Annotated in this window: 20 protein-coding genes and 1 pseudogene; 8 read left to right on the forward strand and 13 right to left on the reverse strand. The window is 54.4% G+C overall.

From position 1 onward, the window contains the following. Positions 1-179 precede the first annotated feature (179 nt). A complete protein-coding gene (locus tag HZB34_02750; protein MBI5314869.1) occupies positions 180-437 on the reverse strand; it encodes a hypothetical protein in 258 nt (85 codons plus the stop codon). Between the two features lie 287 nt (positions 438-724). Between HZB34_02750 and aepX the strand changes: the two genes are divergently transcribed. Next, the gene (gene aepX, locus HZB34_02755; protein ID MBI5314870.1) at positions 725-2359 is read left to right on the forward strand and encodes a phosphoenolpyruvate mutase; all 1635 of its coding nucleotides are present in this window, start codon (positions 725-727) and stop codon (positions 2357-2359) included. 118 nt (positions 2360-2477) lie between these two features. On the opposite strand, the gene HZB34_02760 is transcribed toward aepX, so the two are convergent. Beyond that, positions 2478-3659, reverse strand: a complete 1182-nt coding sequence (locus HZB34_02760; protein MBI5314871.1) for a hypothetical protein — start codon at positions 3657-3659, stop codon at positions 2478-2480. Between the two features lie 365 nt (positions 3660-4024). On the opposite strand from HZB34_02760, the gene HZB34_02765 reads away from it, so the two are divergent. The 3 genes from HZB34_02765 (at position 4025) to HZB34_02775 (ending at position 6594) form a co-directional block, all read left to right on the forward strand. Next, complete coding sequence (locus HZB34_02765; protein ID MBI5314872.1) at positions 4025-4717, forward strand: TIM44-like domain-containing protein; 693 nt, start codon at positions 4025-4027, stop codon at positions 4715-4717. A 593-nt stretch (positions 4718-5310) separates the two neighbouring features. Continuing rightward, positions 5311-6087: a hypothetical protein gene (locus HZB34_02770; protein ID MBI5314873.1), complete on the forward strand. Its 777-nt coding sequence runs from the start codon at positions 5311-5313 to the stop codon at positions 6085-6087. Continuing rightward, the gene (locus tag HZB34_02775; protein MBI5314874.1) at positions 6088-6594 is read left to right on the forward strand and encodes a hypothetical protein; all 507 of its coding nucleotides are present in this window, start codon (positions 6088-6090) and stop codon (positions 6592-6594) included. A 356-nt stretch (positions 6595-6950) separates the two neighbouring features. Here HZB34_02775 and HZB34_02780 read toward each other — a convergent pair whose 3' ends face one another. The 5 genes from HZB34_02780 to HZB34_02800 all read right to left on the reverse strand — a co-directional run bounded on the left by HZB34_02780 (position 6951) and on the right by HZB34_02800 (position 10779). Further along, the gene (locus tag HZB34_02780) at positions 6951-7661 is read right to left on the reverse strand and encodes a TPM domain-containing protein (GenBank protein MBI5314875.1); all 711 of its coding nucleotides are present in this window, start codon (positions 7659-7661) and stop codon (positions 6951-6953) included. A 23-nt stretch (positions 7662-7684) separates the two neighbouring features. Next, positions 7685-8434 (reverse strand): hypothetical protein, encoded by a 750-nt coding sequence (locus HZB34_02785; protein ID MBI5314876.1) that lies wholly within the window; start codon positions 8432-8434, stop codon positions 7685-7687. Between the two features lie 12 nt (positions 8435-8446). Continuing rightward, the gene (locus HZB34_02790) at positions 8447-9721 is read right to left on the reverse strand and encodes an FAD-dependent monooxygenase (protein MBI5314877.1); all 1275 of its coding nucleotides are present in this window, start codon (positions 9719-9721) and stop codon (positions 8447-8449) included. A 118-nt stretch (positions 9722-9839) separates the two neighbouring features. After that, the gene (locus HZB34_02795) at positions 9840-10337 is read right to left on the reverse strand and encodes a phospholipase D family protein (protein ID MBI5314878.1); all 498 of its coding nucleotides are present in this window, start codon (positions 10335-10337) and stop codon (positions 9840-9842) included. Between the two features lie 64 nt (positions 10338-10401). Further along, positions 10402-10779, reverse strand: a complete 378-nt coding sequence (locus HZB34_02800) for a hypothetical protein (GenBank protein MBI5314879.1) — start codon at positions 10777-10779, stop codon at positions 10402-10404. Positions 10780-10979: 200 nt separating this feature from the next. Here HZB34_02800 and HZB34_02805 point away from each other — a divergent pair, with 200 nt between their 5' ends. The 4 genes from HZB34_02805 to HZB34_02820 all read left to right on the forward strand — a co-directional run bounded on the left by HZB34_02805 (position 10980) and on the right by HZB34_02820 (position 16652). Then, positions 10980-11660 carry a DUF3386 family protein gene (locus HZB34_02805; protein ID MBI5314880.1) on the forward strand — a complete coding sequence of 227 codons (681 nt, stop codon included), beginning with the start codon at positions 10980-10982 and terminating at the stop codon, positions 11658-11660. Between the two features lie 2 nt (positions 11661-11662). Further along, entirely contained in the window at positions 11663-12094 is a 432-nt protein-coding gene (locus HZB34_02810) for a DUF5069 domain-containing protein (GenBank protein MBI5314881.1), read from the forward strand. Positions 12095-12526: 432 nt separating this feature from the next. Continuing rightward, entirely contained in the window at positions 12527-13810 is a 1284-nt protein-coding gene (locus HZB34_02815) for a DUF2130 domain-containing protein (GenBank protein ID MBI5314882.1), read from the forward strand. A 385-nt stretch (positions 13811-14195) separates the two neighbouring features. Continuing rightward, positions 14196-16652, forward strand: a complete 2457-nt coding sequence (locus HZB34_02820) for an AAA family ATPase (GenBank protein ID MBI5314883.1) — start codon at positions 14196-14198, stop codon at positions 16650-16652. A 173-nt stretch (positions 16653-16825) separates the two neighbouring features. On the opposite strand, the gene HZB34_02825 is transcribed toward HZB34_02820, so the two are convergent. The 6 genes and pseudogenes from HZB34_02825 to sdhB form a co-directional block, all read right to left on the reverse strand. Further along, positions 16826-17332 (reverse strand): ORF6N domain-containing protein, encoded by a 507-nt coding sequence (locus tag HZB34_02825; protein MBI5314884.1) that lies wholly within the window; start codon positions 17330-17332, stop codon positions 16826-16828. Between the two features lie 616 nt (positions 17333-17948). Continuing rightward, positions 17949-18269, reverse strand: a complete 321-nt coding sequence (locus tag HZB34_02830; GenBank protein MBI5314885.1) for a cupin domain-containing protein — start codon at positions 18267-18269, stop codon at positions 17949-17951. Between the two features lie 11 nt (positions 18270-18280). After that, positions 18281-19180, reverse strand: coding sequence for a CoB--CoM heterodisulfide reductase iron-sulfur subunit B family protein (locus HZB34_02835; GenBank protein MBI5314886.1), 900 nt, complete (start codon positions 19178-19180; stop codon positions 18281-18283). An 85-nt stretch (positions 19181-19265) separates the two neighbouring features. Then, complete coding sequence (locus HZB34_02840) at positions 19266-19610, reverse strand: PilZ domain-containing protein (protein MBI5314887.1); 345 nt, start codon at positions 19608-19610, stop codon at positions 19266-19268. A 29-nt stretch (positions 19611-19639) separates the two neighbouring features. Continuing rightward, positions 19640-20020, reverse strand: a pseudogene (locus HZB34_02845) (RtcB family protein). A 164-nt stretch (positions 20021-20184) separates the two neighbouring features. Further along, positions 20185-21162 (reverse strand): succinate dehydrogenase iron-sulfur subunit, encoded by a 978-nt coding sequence (gene sdhB / locus HZB34_02850; GenBank protein ID MBI5314888.1) that lies wholly within the window; start codon positions 21160-21162, stop codon positions 20185-20187. Positions 21163-21165: the final 3 nt, after the last annotated feature.

Consider the following 21165-nt stretch of genomic DNA (forward strand, 5'->3'; position numbering starts at 1 on the left):
GTACCGTTCCGCCCGTTTATCGTGGGGGCTCTGCGAGCAAGAAGAACGGTCTGCCTACTCCCTCGCATCGTTCTGAGGCCACGCGCTTTGCGCGAGCACAGGGGACTCACCGGGTCACCCCCCCCTGCTGGAGGACTTTATCAACAGTCTGCTTGCAAGCGTTCACGTACTGCACTCACCTACGCCTCCTGCATGCGCACGAACTGACGCGCCGCGACCAGATCCTGTCTGGTGCAGAGCTGCTTCTCACGTAACAGATGCTCCAGCGCCGCAATCCTGGCGGTCATCTCTGGCAACATGATATCAACCTGCTCACACAGGTCTTGCAGCCGTTTGTTGAGCGCAGAATCTCCTCGCTTCGCAGCAGATTTCTTCCTCGCCCGTCCAACTGCCCGACCTTGCACTCGATTCCGTGAAACGATTTTCTTGGTTGCCATAGTTCCTCCATATTGAGCCTTCGTCGTAAAAAGCCATGATACACCGTGAGGACCCTATCAGCACGTACCATTTCCCAGCAGTCAGACCAGGCTTCTCACCCACCTCACCCTGGTTCCGCAAGACCCCACAGCAGCGGTCGACCCTCGATTCATCTCTTACGTTGACACCACAGGTCCCCTCACAGGCAGGGTGATTTCTTCGGAGGAAAACGGTATTCTTGGTAGTGAACGCCTACGCTACAGCGCATCCTGCTGACATTGTTTCGGCGAGAACCAGGAAGGAATCCATGAGTTCGACCACAGGCACCACAACATCGCGCCAATTTAAAAAACTCCTCTTGTCGGATCAACTGGAATTCATCTGTGAAGCCCACAATGGCATCAGCGCAAAAATCGTTCAAGAAGCCGGGTTCCGCGGTATATGGGCCAGCGGCCTTTCCATTTCAGCTCAGTTCGGCGTCCGTGACAACAACGAAGCCAGCTGGACCCAGATACTTGAGGTGCTGGAATTCATGTCCGATGCGGTCACCATTCCAATTCTCCTCGACGGCGACACGGGATATGGCAATTTCAATAACATGCAACGACTCGTCCGCAAGCTGGAACAGCGCCACATCGCCGCAGTCTGCATCGAAGACAAGCTTTTCCCCAAAACTAACAGTTTTATTAAAGGGGATGCTCAACCGATGGCGGACATGCAGGAATTCTGTGGCAAGATCAAGGCGGGCAAAGACGCCCAGACCGATCCGGACTTTTGCATCATTGCCAGAGTGGAATCCTTCATTTGTGGCTGGGGATTGGCCGAGGCCCTGCGTCGCGCCGCAGCCTACCATCAGGCAGGTGCAGACGGCATCCTCATTCACAGTGCTCTGTCGGTGCCGGATGAGATCATTTCGTTCAAACAGGAATGGGGAAACCGATGCCCCGTCGTGATCGTGCCCACCAAATACTACGCCACCCCCACAGATGTGTTTCGGCAGCATGGATTTTCCATGGTGATTTGGGCGAATCATATGTTACGGGCCGCCGTAGCTGCCATGCAGAAAACCGCGCGGACCCTCAAGGAACAGGAACACCTGCTCTCCATTGAAGACAAAGTTGCACCGGTTTCCGAAATCTTCCGCCTACAAAACGCCGCTGAACTACAGGAAGCTGAAGACCGGTATCTTCCCAAAGGAGTCGAGGACACCTCTGCTATTGTACTGGCTGCATCCCGCGGCCAGGAATTGGGAGAACTCACCGAACATCAGCCCAAGACGATGGTCGCCATTCAGGGGAGACCGATCCTCTCCCATATCGTGGACGCCTACAATGCAGTGGGAATCAAGGATATCGTGGTGGTCAGGGGCTATAAGAAAGAAACCGTCAATCTGCCCAACCTGACCTATGTCGACAACGACGACTTTGCTGATACCGGCGAACTGGATTCCCTGCTCAAAGCCCTCCAATCCTTAAAGGGTCCTGCACGCAGTACGATCGTTTCCTATGGCGACGTGCTCTTCAACAAATATATTCCCCAGTCGCTCTGTCAGGAGAACGATGATTATGTCATTTTTGTCGACAGTAACTGGCAAGAGCAGACCAGTTATGCTCGCCTTGGCGGATTCACCGAGTGCACCATTCCCAATTCGAGAAGGGCCTTCAATGCCAAGATCTATCTCAAGCAGATAGGGGACAACATCCCCCAAGCATGCATCCACGGGGTCTGTATGGGATTCCTCAAAGTCTCAGCAGGCGCAACCAAACTCATCACCGACATCATCGTGGAACTCCTGCGCAACCCTGCCAACCGTAAGGCCAACATCTCCCAGCTACTCCAGGAACTCTTGAGACGGCGGTATCCTGTGCGAGTGCTCTATACCGCCGGTCACTGGCTCGACATCAACAGCCTCGACGATGTCGTCCAGGCAGGGAGTTTTTAGTCTATTTCATACGCCGGGGTGTGTTCAGACCGCGCGAAACATGTAATCATTCCCGCGCCGAGGTGCGAGTTCCTACGTGCTTTTCTCGCTTGTCGTGCTAGTCCCGCTCAATACGTGATCACGGACCTACCTTGATCTCAATCGGTGTAATTGTTGAGGCGGCGACCCGTGTCGTAAAATACCCACCGTTGGTATTCGCTCCCCAGCATTTCACGACTCTCTGCTCTTCAAGCGAACAGTTATGCAAAAGCCCGACAGCGACATCACGGGCGGATCGTAAAGTAATGACCTCATCGGGTGTGGAAATACCCTGTTGATGGGCCGGGCTAGCTGGATCATCCTGGGCCGTGTATCCTAGTTGCCCTGTTTGGTTCAATCCCCAGCAATTGACTGTACCCTGTCGCAACAACGCGCAGGCATGAAGAGACCCTCCATCAACTTTTATCGCGGAAGTGATACCTTTGGTTTCCACCGGAACTAACGCCTCCTTACTGGTTCCATTCCCTAGCTGGCCTTTCCTATTGTCGCCCCAACACTTTACCTTCCCATTGACGACCACCGCACAACTAAAATTGTTCCCCATACCGATTGCCACAACCGACTGGGTCTCTGCCACCTCTACCGGTGTTGATGAATCTGTCTTTGTGCCGTTTCCCAATTCCCCCCATTGGTTACTTCCCCAACAGCGAACGGTTCCAGCCTTGAGAACCGCGCAGGTATGGCTAAGCCCGGCACTCAGAGCGATGGCCGTCGTTACTCCTTTCACCGGAACTGGGACTGAGGAGTCGATCTGAGTTCCGTCCCCTAACTGGCCCCGGTCATTGCGGCCCCAACAGCCAATCGAACCGGCCTTGTTAAGCGCACAAGCGTGAAAGAATCCCGCAGTTACCTCTGTAGCGGAATGAAAATCCTTAACCAGGACAGGGGTTAACGCCGCTGTGGCGCTGCCATCACCAAGCTGGCCATATTGATTGCCTCCCCAACAACGGACTGTTCCATCAGCCAGACTCGCGCAGGAAAAATTCAGCCCCACGGCGACATGGCGAGCCGCATCAATCCCGGCTACCGCTACCGTTCTTCCATAGTCTTCCGTACTCTTACCATTTCCTAGACGACCATCGCGATTGTTCCCCCAACAACGGATTGTGCCATTGCTGAGTACAGCACAAGTGTGCCCTCCCCCTGCCGCGATAGACAATACTGACGGAGATTCATGGCCCTGGGCGAAGGAGGGAGAAATCCAAATGACAAGTCCTACGAAGACCAACACGAGAGCGAGTGCTTGAACCCTTCTGAGCATTCTGTCCTTTCTCAGCCTCAAGCAGATAGGCCTAGGACCTGGGCATCTGACTCAACAATCGACAATAAGGAGAATGCCGGCGCAGAACCATCGCCGATCAAGATGTTACGCTAGGCTAGACTCTGGGGAGGAGAGAGTCAATCACTGGCGGCAATCCCATACTTTATGCTTTCAGATCTCATTACTGCTAGGATGTGAAAGAATGTGTTAGCCCCTGACAGTGACAAGAAGGAACTGGTTTGAACAGAACAACGCTCGTTGCCACATTCATTGCGGTAACTCTGATTGGACCCCCTACCTCATTCTTCGCAGAAGCGAGCGGGAGATTTACCTTAGGCTATCCCGGTGGATCATGGATTGGCCACATGTTCTTCGGAACGACAAGCTGCTACGCTCAGACTACGGATGCCGATACGGCTGTTCCCGAAACCACCACCGCCCCCACCGCTCCCACTACCCCCGAGAGTTCCAGCTCTGCCGGAATCCTTCTGATCCTCCTGCTTCTGGGAGTTGCGGCACTGGTTTATTTCCTCAAAATACAACGACCTTCCCTCCCAGACTTTTCCGGGATTACAGGTCGCGACCCATCCATCGACAATCTGCCGGCAAGGCGGTCCGGTACCACCAGGCAGAAACTGTCAGCCGATAGCATCACTTCCATTGATAAAGCAGCCTTCCAACAACTCCTGACCGACGTTCAACGGGCCTGGAGCACACAGGACCTGACCGAATTGCGGCAGTTCGTCACGCCGGAGATGCTGAACTATTTCAGCGCCGCCCTGGCCGATAATACCAGTCAAGACATCCGGAACCATGTGGAGGATGTCGTGCTCCTCCGTGCGGAGATCCTGGAAGCCTGGACTGAACAGGCAACGCAGTACGTGACAGCGGGACTTCGCTGGAGTGCCCGCGACTATAACGTATCCCTGACGAAGCAGCGCGGTGAACCAGGCTATATTGTCGAAGGCAGCGAGGAGAAGCCGACCGAATCCGGCGAAGCCTGGACCTTCATGCGATCCCCAGATGGGAAATGGCTGCTCTCAGCGATTCAGCAGTAGGAAGGGATGGGGCCTGATCATCTTCTGTGCTCGCGCAACGCGCGGCCTCAGAATGATGCGAAGGAGTAGGCAGACCGTTCTTCTTGCTCGCAGAGCCCCCACGATAAACGGGCGGAACGGTACCCGTGTCGACCGTTTGCTCCCGGAACGCGCACGATCGGAATGTGCTCGTTCGACGGCCGCAGTCAGGCCTGACACGGGTACCGTTCCAGACAAGGGCAAGCGAGCAAGCTTGGAGGGAACAGTTCTGTCGCTCGATGCGCGCAGTGAAGAACAATCTGCCTACTCCTTCTGGGAGAGTCGAAGAATCAGAAGGCCCTCGTTGGACGCGCGCAGTGGAAACCACACCAGCCGCCTCGCTGGATGCAGGTGAAAACTCAAGTTCCGCCTCGTTCAACGGCCGCACGTAGACCAACATGGGTGCCCTTCCAAGAAGACAAACGAGCAAGCTTGGAGGGAGCATTATAGAAAATTCTCGTCCGATGCGCGCAACTGCGCCCCCACCCGATAGTTGCTTTCCAAATAAATTAAGAATACTGTTCCCGAAATTCGCCTTCAATGCTCGGGAATAGATCATGGCAGTTCACACACTCATGTCCATGCCTATCTTGGCGTTATGTAGGACACAAAAAGCTATAGCAGCGGTTGTTTTTGCAGGATTTGTAACAGGCACCTTCGTTCCCTACCTCGTGTTCGGTTCTGGGCCGGATGATCCTAGCTGTGGACGATTTGACTACAGCCGGCAGTGTGATCTCTCGCCGACTCTTTTCCTGATTGTGGATGTAGTTATAGCCGTTCTCCTGGCGATACTCTTTCACTATTTGTCAAATCGAAATCAGAAACGACTAGACCAGATCATCGCATCTCAGGAAGCCCTGAGGAATAGACGGATGGATTATGCGGCCCAGCATCTGAAGCAGCTCTTTCAGCTCACCCTTTTCACGATGAGCGTCACGAAACGATCCCTCGCTCACTATAACCTAACAGTAGGGTTACCAGATGATGAGAAACCACTGTGGATGCGGTCTGTGACACTCTCTGAGCTCAGGAGAGATGAAGCCAAGTTGGGGCGTGTGTTGCAATCAGTGCGGAGTCTCCTCACTGCCGCAAATGACGTGCTCGACCCTGACATGGTGAATAGAGTGGATGGGGTGTGTAACTATCTTGGCGAAATATCTGTTGAGCAAAATGCGGACGGTACGATGGAGTTCCCGAAATATGATGTGTGCAGAATGAAGGTCAATTATTTGATCGAGTTGCTTCAAACCTATTCCCGTGAGACTCGTTCGTTCAAAGACATTGTTGAAGAACCATATGGAAATTCTCCCGTTGAGTCTGAACCTGATCTGGCAGAGGAGGTGAAACACTAAATGGCACCACGTGATGACAACGAGCGAAATCTAAGCGGTCGTGATTATCGAAAGGCATTCGGTCAATTTTCATCCAATAAAACTCAAAGAATTTCGACATTGAAACCTGTCGAGGTTCAACTGGATGCGCAAGCAGATGCTGGCGGAGGAGTCCACACGATAGATTTCAACAAAGGCGATATCATCATTAAACAGTCAGGCATGTACCTTATCATCGCAGGTCCGCAGGTCGGTAAGGTGAGGGGTGCCACTCCCCGGTGGATCGATCTTTGGCTGAGGGTGAATAACATCGATGTACCGAATTCGAACATACGGGCTGTCCTAATCGATCCCGAGGAAAAGACTGTTGCCATCATGAATTCTGTGTTGCCTCTCAATAGAGGCGACACACTGAATATCGTGATGGCAGCGGAGACAATCGAGGAAGGCATGGGGCTCGAGGCGATCGCACCGGATGGTGAACCTACAATCCCGAGTATTATTGTCACAGTCGTACAACTGGATTGAAGGTAACAGTGCTGGCGGTTGTTTACTTGCGCCGGTTGGCGCTGAGAAAGGTTCCAGGAACCGTTCTCCTACACGCTCGCTTGTGATCTTTCAGGAATGGGGGCTGATTGATCTTCCACTGCGCGCGTCCAACGAATGCCGGTTCATCTGGTCTATCTTGTCTATCTGGTTTGTCTGGTTGATCGGGCCGGAAACTCATACGGAAGAACCAGGCGGACCAGAAAGACTCGCCAGTCAGACAGACGAACCCGGGGGAGTGGTCAGATTGCCCTTTACTGCGCGCATCGGACGAGCACAGTTTCACCGTGCGCGTTCTGCGAGCAAGAAGGGCACCTGGCCGCTTCTCCCTTATCCCCCTACCTCCACCCGTCCCCGTTCGTCCCGCCTCCGAAGCCTCCGAAGTTCCCACCGAAGCCGCCCTGGCCAGTCCCCCAATACTCACCCTTTTGAATTCGTTTGTAGGGATGCCGGAGGTCCGGTCTGCTAATCCACCAGAAAAATGAGAATCCCCCGACAGCGGTAAACAGGGCAAGCCAGAACCCCAAACCTTTCGAATGGCCCTTCGAGATGTCGCCGACACGCACATCCTGCGCGGGAGAGGCGAGAGCCACCACGGTGCGATAGAGCCCTTCGCCGAAATGTCCCAACTCAATCGACGGCTGTAAGGACTCGCGCCCGACTTGATTCATCACCGTGGGAGTAATCACCGGCAACATCTGCCTTCCCAGCGTGATCGCAGCCTGTCGTTCCTGCACCGCAACCAGCACCAGCATGCCATGTTCTTGTTGTGTCGATCCGATCCCCCACTTTTCATATATTGCCGTCGCATACTCATTGGCCGACCGGAATGGCTTGATACTCGGCACCGTGACCACCACCATCTCGACGCCGGTCTTTCGTTCAAGATCCTGACAGACGGAACGAATGCGCTCTTTCCAATCCCCATCGATGGCCCCTGCGTGATCGCTCACATACCCCCGTGGTTCAGGCAACGGAATCGCGGGCCGTTCGTAGGACACCGCATGGGCTACGCCCTGGAACAGAATAAGGAAAAGTACCACAGCCATAGCATTGAACTTTGTCATCGCTGTCACAGCTGCGATAGTTGCGCGACTGCGCGAGTCAGCAACGTCGTGGTCTGTAGATACCGGTCAAAGAGCCGAGGCATTTCATGGTGGCCCGGAGATATCTGGCCGCGTTTGAGCAATAGGATATCCTGCAATCCCTGCAGATCCAGCTTCAACTGCTCAGCGACGTCCTTGATAACTGCCTCTGAGAGAAAGAGGGCCGGTCGATCGAGAAGACGCTGCACGCCGCGCAGCAGTGGAAGAAGTGACGTGATCGAGAGGGGCAGTAAAATTGCCGTCGCCTCGTCAGTCCCGTTCCCTTCGACATACCGCTGGCGTAGACGCAAGAGATGGCTCATGAAACCCTGGACCACGGCCTCTTTCAGCCGATCGGTCTTCACGTGGAATCCAATGAAGGGATCACGCCCGGCTAAGACGCGATGCTGTTCCTGAATTTCTATAAACTCAAGGGGAAATACCTCTGCAGATATGCGCAGCTCCTCTTCCGTCAGAAAAAGGGGAGCCACAATCTGTTCCTTGCTCCACTGACGATGCAACGTGCTGTACTGTTTAAGGACTGCGCTGTCATATGACGATACCAGAAGGAGGATATTCAAATTGGATCGCCCTGGGAGAAATTCACCCCGGATAGCACTGCCATAGAGTAATACACCTTCCAACAACTCCCCGAACTGGCCTTTGACCCCCTTCACGTAGGTCTGCAGCAGCTTCTGTGTGTCGTCGGGCAACCCCTCGATCAGACGTTCAGCCATTCCAATGGTTCTTCACAACGACATCGGATGTGGAGATCGCTCATTCGAACGCACATCGGGAAGAAACCCCGCAGCGATCACGCGATCGATCATATTAAAAGGCGGTACGGTTCGTAGCCCTGCCGTGGTCGACAGAACCTGATAGCGCAGCCGCGCATTTCGATCCAGAGTTTGAAATACGCGATCACGCAAAAAGGCCACAACGGGATTTGCCGTATTCCAATAAAATACCTGTTGATCAGCCAATCGCTGCAGCATCGTCACTTGGGGCCGCCTCGCTCGTTCAAACTGGCTCAGCCTGGCTGCTGAATAGTCTCTGTCAACGAGACAGCCCGGCAACAAATCGGATAGTGCCATGGCATCCACCATCGCCTGCATACGCCCCTGTGACGCATGGGGATTCATCGCATGGGCGGCATCACCAATCAGCACGGCGCCATCTGCGACCCATGTTGGCGTACGCACCCGCCCTGTCGGCATATAGGCGGTCTGCGTCCAATCGTTCAGGTGGCGAAATAGCCCTGCAAACTGCGGCGCGATCTGGCTCCATGCCTGCTGTAATGCAGGGATCCCCCGTTGCTTCACCGCCTCCATCGAATCCTTGGGAATCATGTAGAAAATATAGACCTTGTTTCCTGTCGCCGGGAAGAGTCCTAAGATCGTTCTCTCCCCGATGTAGTAGAATGCTTCCGAGACCGGGTCCTCCGACTCGAGAATGGCAATGAGATAGCCATCCGGGTACAGATACAGATCCGCCGGGATTTTCAGTGCCTCGCGAACCTTTGAAAATGCTCCATCGGCGCCGACGACGATCTTCGCACGGATCGTGCGTATACTGTCGGGCCCTGTCGTAGACAGCCCGACTACGCGAGGGCCCTCCCGCACGAGCCCTGTAAATGATGTTCCATAACGGAGCGTGACGCTCTTTTGCTGCTGCACCGCCGCAACAATGGCATGGTGAGCCACATTCGGAAGCGTCACGATGGCACGGTTGTACGGCGCCGGGAGATCACCATAGTCGATACTGCAGAGGCGTGTCCCCCCTGCTCGACAAAAATGGAAGTGCCGTACGGATCTCGTGGCATCGGTCGGCAATGATGGCAAGACGCCTAAACGGTCGAGTATCTGCTGCCCGTTAGGTTGGAGAATCTCTCCCCGCAGGCCCTTCGGCGGTCCGACAGCCTGGTCCAACACCATGGTGCTGACCCCTTGTTTAGCCAGCGCCAGGGCCAAGACGGCGCCGCCTCCTCCCGCCCCTACGACTGCAACATCAGTCTCCTCAGTCATCGCTCCTCATACAGAAAGGTTTAGGTTGAGGTCGAGGTTGAGCCTGAAGGTACAAGAGAGTTAGCAGAACTCTCCTCTTTCTCGACCTTAACCTTAACCTTAGCCTCAACCTTCTTACTCATTTCCATTCTTTAAATCTCGTGTGATCGTTCCACATTGCCAGGAACTTCTCCCGGGCCCTGACCGTAATAGCAGGGTCGGTAATGACATCGAGCCGTTCATCGTTATAACTATTGCCGCTCGTCGTGTGGTTCATCGACCCCGTCGTGTTCACTTCGTCATCGATCACAACCTGCTTCAGATGCATGAGCCCATCGTGCTCGTTTACGAGAATAGGAATTCCCGCCAGATGCAGCGTGGTGAGTGCTGTGCGCTGTTTGACATCTTCTGTGCGCTGGCGATCGGTGATCATTCGCACATCGACTCCCCGTTTCTTTGCTGCAACCATTGCCGCCACTGCACGGGGAGAGGTCAACCCATACACCGCCACATAGAGATAGCGTGTCGCCCGCCGGTAGAGTGCCGTCAGACGATCCAACGGCGCGTCGTCCGGCCCATAATAGACTTCCACCGTCGCGCTCCAGCCGGCCCCGACTGGACACGCAGCTATCAGCATGACAAGACACAAAGCCCGTACGAAAAGGTTGGACGTGACAATTCTCATCGAGGGCAGACCGGAGTCATTCGCATTCGAACAGCATCTTGAAATGGTCATCCGTGCCTTCCCAAGCCTGGGGCGCACTTGTGGCGAGCCACTGCTGGAGAAACTGTTTTTGGCCCGGCGTGAGCAGCTGTTTAATTTGGTGTGAGCGGCCTTGCAGGGGCTGGAGAAATCCAACCCGTTTCTGGAAATCCAACATCGCCGTGCGGACATACATACTCGTGAAAGCCGTAGGCATGTCCCCCTCGCCCTCGCCCTGAATCCAGACCGATAAAAACCGCTCTAATTGGAGTCCGGAACTATCCATGGCAGGATCTGTCTCGTGAAACAACTCGTTTTCTGATTCTTTGAGCGGAGTGGCCTCAGTGGACCTGAACATGAAGTTGCGGTTCCACATGTATTGATCCCTTCCAAAAATGCATACTGGCGGCGGATCACGGACAAAGTCAAGCCGCCTACCTAACCCCCGCAACGCAGCCCCTGCAATACTCAGCGGGACCTGAACGAGCGTGAGTCTCGCCACGGAGTGCGCTTGTGCCACATTCCACTCCTTGCGTATAATGCAAGCCCTATCCGATTCACCAAGGAGATATCAATATGGAACAGCATCAACGGAAAGAGGGAGCGCCCGCGGTTACCGACGATCCAACGGCACGAGACATTCTCCGGCAAGCCTTCGAAAAGACTGCGCGGTGGCAGAAGGACTTTAAGGGGTTCACCGCCGATCTGACAGTGAATGTAAACGGAAAAGAAACCAGCGGACCAGTCATGGTGAAGGGCCCTCGTGAGGTATCAGTTCAACTGGGCGATGCAGAGGTGCAGAAGTGGGCGCAGGAACAGCTCGGAATGATCGCGGTGCATCGCGGCCCAAGGACCTTCGAGGAATCGGACGGCAAATACTCCCTCACCATGGAAGAGGACGGGCACCCCTTCGGCACAAAACTCATCATTCACGGGTCGAATTCGTTTTATCGCGTCAAAGACCAACGCATCACCCAGATCAATCGCACGATGGCGCACCCGGGCATGACGCCTTTTGCCTTTACGATCAATGTGGAAGAGAGCGCGGTGACCCAGGACCAGAAACATCTGACGACGAAGTACAGCGTGTACTACTATTCGCCGACCGACAAGAAACTGAACAATGTGGAAAGCTTTACCGACAGCCATGTGCGCATCGGATCATCGGATTTGCCCGCCACCCGCAGGATCATTACTTACGAAAACGGCGAAGTGGTTGTGAAGAATCTGACGTTCACGAACCACAAGCTAATCTAGCGATGGACTTGCGTACCGGCTTTCCTCGCAGCATGCGCGCGAAGATGGAAGGTTACGTCCATCTCGCGCGCATGATCGACAAATGCCGCGCCGTCCTGGCCGGCACCGAGGGCGAATACATCTACCCCTGCCCAATGGACGAACGACTCATGGAATTCGCAGGCATAACAGCCGATCAGTTCACCGCAGCCGTCAAAGCCAATCCAACAGACGAAGCAGTAGCAAAATGGTTCAGTCAGGCGGCGAAGGCACATCCTCCGGCCGAAATGGAAGTATGGAACCAGATGATGCTGAGTCGTGGGCCAAGCTCTCCTGAGAGCATGGCTCGATTCAAGAAGTATCTCGACGCCGTCGATCCATCTCGCACCGACCTCACCGCCTGGTCAGACCTCCAAGATTTAGAAGAGAGCCGAATGGTCCCGCTCCGATCATAATCCACGCTGAAGCCTTCAACTATCGATGAAGACATCAGCGACGACGGGACAAGTCAAGCAAACCCTCGTAATTCAATCAAAGCAAGAGCATGAGGGGAGCGGTCACACAGTCCTTTTTGCTCGCAGAGCCCCACGGTGAAGCAGTGGTCGCTCGATGCGCGCAGTAGAGGACAATCTGACCACTCCCCTCTAATATGTTTGAGGGGAGAATGAAAAATGATGAGTGGCCTGACAATTCTTAGTACTCGCACAACGCGCCCGGGTTCGTCTGTCTGACTGGCGAGTCTTTCTGGTCCGCCTGGTTCTTCCGTACGTTTCGAGTGAACATTTAGCCTTCCTGACATCACTATCCCCTTCTGCACGGTTGATTTCTCCGGCTGTTGAGCGTAGGAATTGACCCGATAGATGCACTAGCCTTACCGGGAACTTTCTATGTCAGAGCCCACCATTATCTGCCCGACCTGCAAGACTGAGATCAAGCTGACAGAATCCCTTGCCGCTCCATTGATCGAGTCAACCCGGCGCGACTACGAGAGACGGCTAGCGCAGAAAGACACGGACATTGCCAAGAAAGAAGAGTCGCTGCGTGAGCGAGAAGCAGCTGTCTCAAAAGCCACACAAGCGATCGACGCTCAGGTGGCCGAGAAGCTGCTGCTTGAACGCGCAAGGATCGTCTCAGAGGAATCCAAGAAGGCCAAACTCGCCCTGCAAACGGATATTGACCAGAAAACGAGAGAGCTCACCGAACTGCAGGACGTCCTCAATCAACGCGAAGTCAAACTCGCCGAGGCTCAAAAGGCACAGGCCGATCTTATCAGGCAAAAGCGTGAACTGGACGATGCCAAACGGGAGCTAGAACTCACGGTCGAAAAGCGAGTGCAGGATGGGCTTTCCGCCACTCGCGAGCAGGCCAAGAAAGAAGCGGAGGACGGTCTGAAGCTCAAGGTGATGGAGAAGGAGCAAACCATCGCTTCCATGCAGACCCAAATCGAAGAACTCAAGCGCAGGGCTGAACAGGGATCGCAGCAACTCCAAGGTGAAGTCCAGGAACTAGAACTGGAAGCCATGCTCAGAGCAAAGTTCCCAAAAGACACCATCGAGCCTGTCCCCAAAGGCGAATTCGGCGGAGATGCCCTACAGAGGGTCATAGGCCTGCTCGGTCAGCCCTGTGGAACCATCTTATGGGAATCCAAGCGCACCAAGAATTGGAGCGACGGCTGGCTGGCCAAACTTCGCGACGACCAGCGGACCGCCAAGGCAGACATCTCTGTAATCGTCAGCCAGACCCTTCCGAAGGGCATCGAGTCCTTTGATCTGGTCGAAGGAGTCTGGGTCACACATTCACGATCCATGCTCTCCGTCGCAGTCGCATTGCGCCACTCCTTAATCGAAATTGCCTCAGCTCGGCAAGCATTGGAAGGACAACAGACCAAGACGGAAATGGTCTATCAGTACCTCACCGGCCCACGGTTCCGCCATCGGGTCGAAGCCATCGTCGAGGCGTTCTCTTCCATGCAGGAAGATCTCGACAGGGAGAAAAAGGCCATCACGAAGCAATGGGCAAAGCGAGAGGAACAGATCGAGCGGGTCATGCAGGCAACGGCTGGAATGTATGGAGATCTACAAGGCATTGCGGGAAAAACGATTCAGGAAATTGAGGGCCTGGGCCTCCCATTGCTCGACATTCCCAAGACTGACTCGGAGACGGAGGTTTAATGACTGAGCGAAGGTAGATAGGACTACTCGCGCAGGCCGGACATATCGAACTGGTAGCACAAAGGGCAACACTCGAATGTTTCAAATACCGAAAAAGAGTCCATGTGGATTGACCCATTTACAGCTGTGGGCATACATTCATGGCACGGCGGAACCTTGCTTGTGTGAGAGTATCCGCATTACTTGTGACTCCGATGATTAAATCACCCGCAGAAGAAAAATCCTCAGATGTTCCCACGCAGGTTTTCGAGGAATTTCTATATGCCCTTGAGAAAGCCAACGTTTCGACCGAATTGGTCACACGGCTTCGCAAAACTCTAATGGAAGATCGCGTCCTTACCGAACATGCACTGAAGGTAGCCGTCCTTGGACAGGAGACATTGCCTTGATACTGGTGGATTCCATAACAATCAAAGAGTTTCGCGGTATCCGCGAACTAACCCTGGAATTTAAGCAGAAAAATTTTGCCATCTGTGGCCCCAACGGTACGGGCAAGAGTGGCGTGGTTGATGCTCTTGAATTCGCCCTGACTGGAAACGTATCGCGTCTTTCCGGGGAGGGGAAAGGCGAAGTCTCCCTCAAGCAACACGCACCCCACGTAGACATGCGGGACAACCCAGACAAGGCACGTGTTACGGTCAAGGTTACAATCCCCAAGCTGAATAAGACAGTCACTGTCGAGCGAAGTCTGAAGAATCCAGCTGTTGCACAAGTGACGCCAAACGATGCCGATGTAATCGAAATACTCGATCAAGTGAAGTCTCATCCCGAGATCGCGCTTTCCCGCCGTGAGATAATTCGATATGTGTTAGCGACTCCCGGCAAACGCGCTGAGGAGGTCCAGGCGCTCCTCCATCTCGATCAAGTTGAGCGAGTCCGAGTAGTTTTACAAAAGGTCGCAAATAGTTGCGAGAAGCAGTTAGCTCCTCTCGCCACGGCAGTCACTCAAGCCCGAGAAAACCTATTGCGTGCAACAGGTATATCCGACGTGAAAACGGAGCGATTGCTTGCCGAGGCGAACACACAACGCACTATTATTGGGCTCCCCGCGCTTGTAGACCTGACTGACTCAACATCTCTCAAGGACGGAATGGCAACGCCAAGCTTGGCACAACCCCAACATATTCCCAAGGCTCAAGCCCTCGCTGATATTGGAGCCGCCCGCCAGACTCTCACTGAGATTACAAGCGCTTCAACTACTGCAAGTGCCGCTCAAGCACTGGATGCGCTTAACGCTCTTGCCAGCGATCCAGCCATCTCAGCGAGTGTGGAAAGAGAGAGTTTCTATGTAATCGGGATGGAGATGATTGAAGCTGCAGCGTGTCCGTTCTGCGATATCGCATGGGATCTCGTCGATCTCAAGAAGCACATTCAAGCCAAGCTAGATCATTTGAGAGCGATATCTGACAAACGCAAGAAAATCGAGAAGATGATCGCCCCTCTGATCACATCCCTTCGGAAAGCTCATTCTGCCATGAACAACTTGACTGGACACGCCGCCACTGCGACACCGCCAGTGGTCATTGAAGAAGTCATCTCCTATGGAACAAGTTGCAGAACTGCCATCGATAAGTTGACATCCTTCCTGCCAGTGAATGAAACGATTACGGCTCTGAATAGTATGTTGATGGTGCCCACGGGGGCTTTCGAAGCCATCGATAGACTCGACCAAGTAGTCGCTGCCCTACCTGAGCCGACTAAGCAAGACGCCGCTAGAGACTGGCTTTCGGTCGCGCAAGAGCGGCTTGAATTCTGGCGTGATGCAACGCGAAAGAATAAGGCCGCGACAGAACAAGCTCAGAGGGCACGGCAGGTGTCTGACATATACGCTACCACGAGTGACAAGGTACTTGCGGGAATCTATGAGGCTGTCGAGAAAGATTTTGCCTCACTTTATCGTTATGTCAACCGCGAAGATGAAAACACGTTCAACGCTCAACTCGTCCCATCTATGGGAAAGCTTGGTTTCGGTGTGGACTTCTACGGCCGTGGTTTCTTCCCGCCAGGCGCTTATCATAGTGAGGGTCACCAAGACAGTATGGGCTTGTGCTTATATCTCGCGTTGATGAGACACCTCCAAGGTACCGGGTTCACTCTTGCCGTGCTCGACGACATTCTAATGTCCGTGGATGCAGGTCACCGACGTGAAGTCTGTGCCCTCCTGAAGAAGGAGTTCCCGAACACACAGTTCATCATGACAACGCATGACCCAATCTGGTTGCGCCACATGAAGACGGAGGGAATCATTGATGGACGGTCAGCACTACAATTCAGAAATTGGAGCGTAGATCAGGGACCAACTAGATGGGACGCGCGAGACGTATGGAAAGAGATCGAGGACTACCTCAATAATAATGACGTACGAGGTGCGGCATCTCTCCTGAGGCACTATCTTGAATACGAATCAGCTGAATTGTGTCACAGACTGCGCGCGCCCGTTGAGTTCCGTGGCGATGCTCAGTATCAGCTCGGCGAGCTTCTACCCGCAGCGATCAAACGCATGCGTACACTCTTTGCGCGTATGAAGGAGTCGGCAAACTCATGGAACCAACAGGAGCTTGTAGACCAACTTGCCGCACGCGATACCAAATTTATCAAACTCGCCACAAGCTCGAACGCTGAGCAATGGCAGGTAAACGTGGCAGTGCATTACAATTCTTGGGACAATCTGTGCAAGAAAGACTTCGAGCCCGTAGTAGAAGCGGTCCGCCAGCTACTCAGTGCATTCACTTGTTCAGATTGTGACGAGTACCTCCGCGTGTCACCTGACCGCGAAACTCCTGAATCGATTCGATGCGAATGCGGTAAAACAACCTTCAATCTTCAGAAAAAAGTCCCGTAGAAATGGAACGGTTATCAGGCCCCATTTCGTGGTGCGCGGGAGGAGAAAACAGGGAGATTCTGAATTTTCAGATGAAAGCTACTGAGCTCGTTTCTTAATACCCTGCACGCTCGCACGAGAGCGGACAGACTCTCCCTCACCGCGCCCACCCTAGCCTGCTCTTCCCTGTTCCCTCAAGTCTTGAATCCGATGCGGCGGGATTTTGGTGTCGGCTCCGCCATCAATTCACGAATGGCTTCGAAGACGACACGAAACTGGCCGTCATACTTCTTCTCCAGATCTGTGAGGCGTCGGGCAAGAACTTTGTTCGAACTAATCATCTCACGCAGACGAACAAAGGTGCGCATGATGGCGATGTTCACTTCGATGGCGCGCTTGCTATGCAACACGCTGGACAACATTGCGACACCCTGCTCGGTAAAGGCATAGGGCGCATGCCTTCTGCCACCCCACTTCGAACTTGATATCGCAATTTGCGATTTCAAGTTTTCAAACTCCGCTTTTGTTAACTGGAACATGAAATCACCGGGAAAACGATCCTCGTTTCTTTTGACGGCTTCGTTCAATCTTCCCACTGTGACGCCGTAGAGCTGAGCCAAATCGCTATCCAGCATCACGTTATGGCCACGGATCAGAAGGATTGTCTGTTCAATTCGTTCGCGAGGTACCAGAGCGCTCATATTTCCTCTCCGCTACGCTCAATCCACCGCGAGGATGAAAGTAGACACTCTGTCCTTTCTATAACATCAACATACAGAAAACAAAATGGAAGCATTATGCGTGAGAGGTGCCTGTCAAATGCTGCAATAATGAGCAGATGACTGAGGTCTCATATGAGAGCGGCAGGGACTATGACGTATAACTGGAGGGGTTGATCTGGTCTTCTTTGCTGTCCGAACGGGCTACCCATATGAACAGAGTGAGGGGCAGAACTGAATGGATAGTGCCAGATAGTTTCCCATCGCCTCAGAAGAGGGCTCCCTAGATGGTCTCTCACTGCGCGTGTCCAACGAATGCTGGTTCATCTGGTCTATCTCGTCAATCTGGTTGGTCGAACCTGAAATTCATCCGAAAAACCAGACAGACCAGAAGACCAGCCCACCAGATAGACAAACCCAGGCGCGTTCCGCGAGCAAGAAGGGCACCTGGCCGCTCCTCCCCATCCTTCGAAACTCGCTCGCTATCTTCAGGGGTGGGGCTGATTGATCTTCCACTGCGCGCGTCCAACGAGGGGAGTCCACGACCGCGCGTTGCGCGAGCACAGAAGATCGATCAGCCCCCACCCCACTCCCATCTTTAAGATGGATTCGGCGCGACGAACACGAGGACTTTCAGGCGCTGGTCTGTGTGGTTCTTCACACCATGTTCTTCTCCGGCTGGCGCCATGGTCCCTTGCCCTGGACCAAGAACCTGTTTCTCTGAACCGACCTGAAACGTACCCCGCCCCTCAAGCACGAGATAGACCTTATCCTGCTCGCCGTGGGTATGGCCTTTCTGTTCCTGCCCCGGCTCGAAGCAATAGACGTCACAAAAGAATCGTGGCGTCTGAAAGATGTTGTTCTTCTTCATCTTCTCAGAGCTAAACCGCTGATAATCAGATAGATGTACGACGTTCATCCTCAACTCCATTAGAGTGGTTGCGAAGGCGTTTGACGATGCTTATGGGCCGCCAGAATGGAATCGACTGAGATGACATGATGCGACAACCCCAAATCCTTGGCCGGAAGCCCCATCGCCAGACCAAGTAACTGCGGCAGATGCAGGATTGGTAAGTCGAGTTCCCGGCTGACCGCGCGGCCTGCCCGTTCCTGATAAATATCCAGACTCATGTGACAGAGAGGACAGGGCGTGACCATAAAATCGGCCCCCTGCTCCTTCGCTTCCTTCATATGTGCCCCTGCCATCGCGACAGCGATGGCTTCCTTTTCAAGGATGATGGGGAACCCGCAGCATTTGGTTCGCCCGGCATAGGCCACCGGTTCGCCGCCGACGGCCTTGATGACTCGATCGAGAGATTGAGGGTTTTCAGGATCGTCAAAGCCTAGCTCCCACGAAGGGCGCAGGATATAGCAACCATAAAAGGGGGCGATCCGAAAGTCGCTCATCGGCTCAGAAGCCAGGGCGCCCAGGCGAGCCAGCCCGATGTCACGAACGACTATCCACAAGAGATGTTTCACTTGGACGTGACCGTGATAGGTCAGCCCTTCCGGCGCAAGAAGGGCATTCATACGGTCTCGGGTCTCTGCTTCAGTCTTCAATCGACGATTGGCTGCGCTCATCACCCCCTGGCAGGTGCCACAGATCGTCATAATATCCAGCCCGAGCGCCTCTGCTTGCGCGAACGTTCTGGTGTTGAGCGCCAGAGCCGTATCTGGGTTGGCTTCGGTCACGACACCGGCGCCGCAGCAGGCTGCGGAGGCAAGCTCGACGACTTCGATTCCCAGTCGGCCAATAATCGCCCTCGTCGATTGATAGAGCTCAGGCGTCGCCCCTTGCGCCGCACAGCCGGGATAGAGAGCAAATTTCATGGGTCTACCGTGGGGGGAAACGGGACAGTGTCCTGGTGAGAGAGTCTCGAAGATCCTCCAATGCAACCACTGTTTTCGTCTTTACCTATTTAGCTGCTTGATTGTCCCGTTCATAGGGCTCCATCTCGATCTGTTCCACTGTGCGCTGCAGACGAGTCCACTCGCCCGGATTCATCGTCACGAACTCCAGGCCGAATTCCCGTCCTCGTTTCCACCGGACGATGGCTTGCTGAATCTGAATGGGGGATTCCTGACCTGTCGTCACGATTCGAACCTCCAGGGAGACCCCTGGCTGAACGTCAACGGCGCTTTCAATGCGGCAACCGCCGATGGAGAGATCAACGATATCGCCTTCCCCACCAACCATGCCGACGGAAGAAAACGAACTCCGAAAGTGGACATGAAACCGGAGGTTTTTCCGAAGGTCCATCACCGCACCTCGAAGGAGGGAGGATCTATTTATCCCTTTATATTCCCTATTGGGCGTAATTCCAATACTTTTTTTGTGATCCCGGCGCGCTCTACCGATTCGACGACGTCAGAGATGTTCTTGTAGGCCAGTCCCGCCTCCTCGGCGAGACCCGACATCGAAACGGCCTTGACCAGGATGCCACGCTGTGGCATCTGTTGCTGCAACTCCCTTCCACGGATGGTTCGCTTGGCTTGCGCCCGGGACATCGTTCTCCCGGAGCCGTGCATCGTCGAGCCACCACAGATGACCGGCTGCCCTGTCTGTCGAAACACTTCCGGCAGCTCCGGACTCCCGGGCCCAAATGCCCTGGTCGCCCCTTTCCGGTGCACCACCACAAGGCCTTCTGCATACCGTTCCACCTTGGCGATTGGCAAAAGCCGTATTCGCGGCACAGTGGCAGGATTTGCCATACTCTCAACGAGAGCCTGGGTTGCACCGCGAAAGACATCCTCAAGCGACTCTCCTATCGCTTCGAAGGCGAGATCGGCCAGGGCGACATCCTCGAGAAATCGAACGGTCCAGGCCATGGGAGTCAGACTCGCGGTATACCGCATCGCGCTCGGCGGATCAGGGACTGAACATGACTCAACCCGGGAACTGCGTGACCGAAGGGATAAGGGATTTTGCCTTTGAACAACATCTTGATGCCCAACGGCAGTAGGTGCAAGAGGGCACGGGGTGAGAACCCGACCACTTTCAGTGGCATGATTGCTTCATTCAAACGCCCTTGCTGTTCGATCAGATCGGTAAAGCCAAGGACATGACGCGCGCCGCCCGTCATCGACAAGCCTCGTTGGAGCGAGGCCCGCCGCAGCCGGATAATCGCCTCCATCGGTTTGACGTCTTTCGGGCAGACCTCCACGCAGAAGTTGCAGCGCGTGCAATCCCAGATTCCATGCTCGCCTTGAAGCGCCGACAGCCTGGCGCGGGTTGCCGATGGAGCCTCACGCGGGTCGGAGAGAAATCGATCTGCCTTCGCCAAGGCTGCGGGGCCTGCAAACCCCTTTGACACTTCATGCACGGTACAGGCGGCCACGCATGCGCCACACATGATACAGGCATCCACATTGTGAAACTGCGGGTTGCCCAGATCGGCCCGTCCCTGCCTCCGGGCCGCCATGCCTTCACGCGATGGTCGAGCTGCCGATACCAGCCAAGGATGGACACCGTGAATCTTTTCCCAGAACGAGGCCATATTCACGACCAGGTCCTTGATCACCGGCAAGTTGCGGAGCGGCTCGACTCTAATGTGCCCATGCCGCTCCACTTCATTGCGGAGGGAAGTCCGGCAAGCCAATTTCTCGCTCCCGTTGATTGTCATCGCACAAGACCCGCAAATCGCGGAGCGGCAGGAGTAGCGGAGGGCCAAGCCCCCGTCGCATTCGTTCTTGATCCGAATGAGGGCATCCAGGACGGTCATCCCGCGCCCGACATCGAGCCGGAACTCCTCAGGGTGGCCGGTCGAATCGACTTCGGGATTGAACCGTTGGATGGTGAAGGTCAGGCGCATAGA

The organism is Nitrospirota bacterium (assembly GCA_016219645.1).
In the GTDB taxonomy this organism is placed as follows: domain Bacteria; phylum Nitrospirota; class Nitrospiria; order Nitrospirales; family Nitrospiraceae; genus Palsa-1315.

Bases quoted from the DNA above. Each gene is read 5' to 3' on its own strand.
- HZB34_02760 (MBI5314871.1), bottom strand. From the start codon at position 3,659: ATGCTCAGAAGGGTTCAAGCACTCGCTCTCGTGTTGGTCTTCGTAGGA.
- HZB34_02780 (MBI5314875.1), bottom strand. From the start codon at position 7,661: ATGGCTGTGGTACTTTTCCTTATTCTGTTCCAGGGCGTAGCCCATGCG.
- sdhB (MBI5314888.1), bottom strand. From the start codon at position 21,162: ATGCGCCTGACCTTCACCATCCAACGGTTCAATCCCGAAGTCGATTCG.
- HZB34_02815 (MBI5314882.1), top strand. From the start codon at position 12,527: ATGTCAGAGCCCACCATTATCTGCCCGACCTGCAAGACTGAGATCAAG.
- HZB34_02835 (MBI5314886.1), bottom strand. From the start codon at position 19,180: ATGAAATTTGCTCTCTATCCCGGCTGTGCGGCGCAAGGGGCGACGCCT.
- HZB34_02805 (MBI5314880.1), top strand. From the start codon at position 10,980: ATGGAACAGCATCAACGGAAAGAGGGAGCGCCCGCGGTTACCGACGAT.
- HZB34_02800 (MBI5314879.1), bottom strand. From the start codon at position 10,779: ATGTGGAACCGCAACTTCATGTTCAGGTCCACTGAGGCCACTCCGCTC.
- HZB34_02765 (MBI5314872.1), top strand. From the start codon at position 4,025: ATGTTCTTCGGAACGACAAGCTGCTACGCTCAGACTACGGATGCCGAT.
- HZB34_02840 (MBI5314887.1), bottom strand. From the start codon at position 19,610: ATGGACCTTCGGAAAAACCTCCGGTTTCATGTCCACTTTCGGAGTTCG.
- HZB34_02795 (MBI5314878.1), bottom strand. From the start codon at position 10,337: ATGCTGATAGCTGCGTGTCCAGTCGGGGCCGGCTGGAGCGCGACGGTG.
- HZB34_02830 (MBI5314885.1), bottom strand. From the start codon at position 18,269: ATGAACGTCGTACATCTATCTGATTATCAGCGGTTTAGCTCTGAGAAG.
- HZB34_02810 (MBI5314881.1), top strand. From the start codon at position 11,663: ATGGACTTGCGTACCGGCTTTCCTCGCAGCATGCGCGCGAAGATGGAA.
- HZB34_02825 (MBI5314884.1), bottom strand. From the start codon at position 17,332: ATGAGCGCTCTGGTACCTCGCGAACGAATTGAACAGACAATCCTTCTG.
- HZB34_02785 (MBI5314876.1), bottom strand. From the start codon at position 8,434: ATGGCTGAACGTCTGATCGAGGGGTTGCCCGACGACACACAGAAGCTG.
- HZB34_02775 (MBI5314874.1), top strand. From the start codon at position 6,088: ATGGCACCACGTGATGACAACGAGCGAAATCTAAGCGGTCGTGATTAT.
- HZB34_02750 (MBI5314869.1), bottom strand. From the start codon at position 437: ATGGCAACCAAGAAAATCGTTTCACGGAATCGAGTGCAAGGTCGGGCA.
- HZB34_02790 (MBI5314877.1), bottom strand. From the start codon at position 9,721: ATGACTGAGGAGACTGATGTTGCAGTCGTAGGGGCGGGAGGAGGCGGC.
- aepX (MBI5314870.1), top strand. From the start codon at position 725: ATGAGTTCGACCACAGGCACCACAACATCGCGCCAATTTAAAAAACTC.
- HZB34_02770 (MBI5314873.1), top strand. From the start codon at position 5,311: ATGTCCATGCCTATCTTGGCGTTATGTAGGACACAAAAAGCTATAGCA.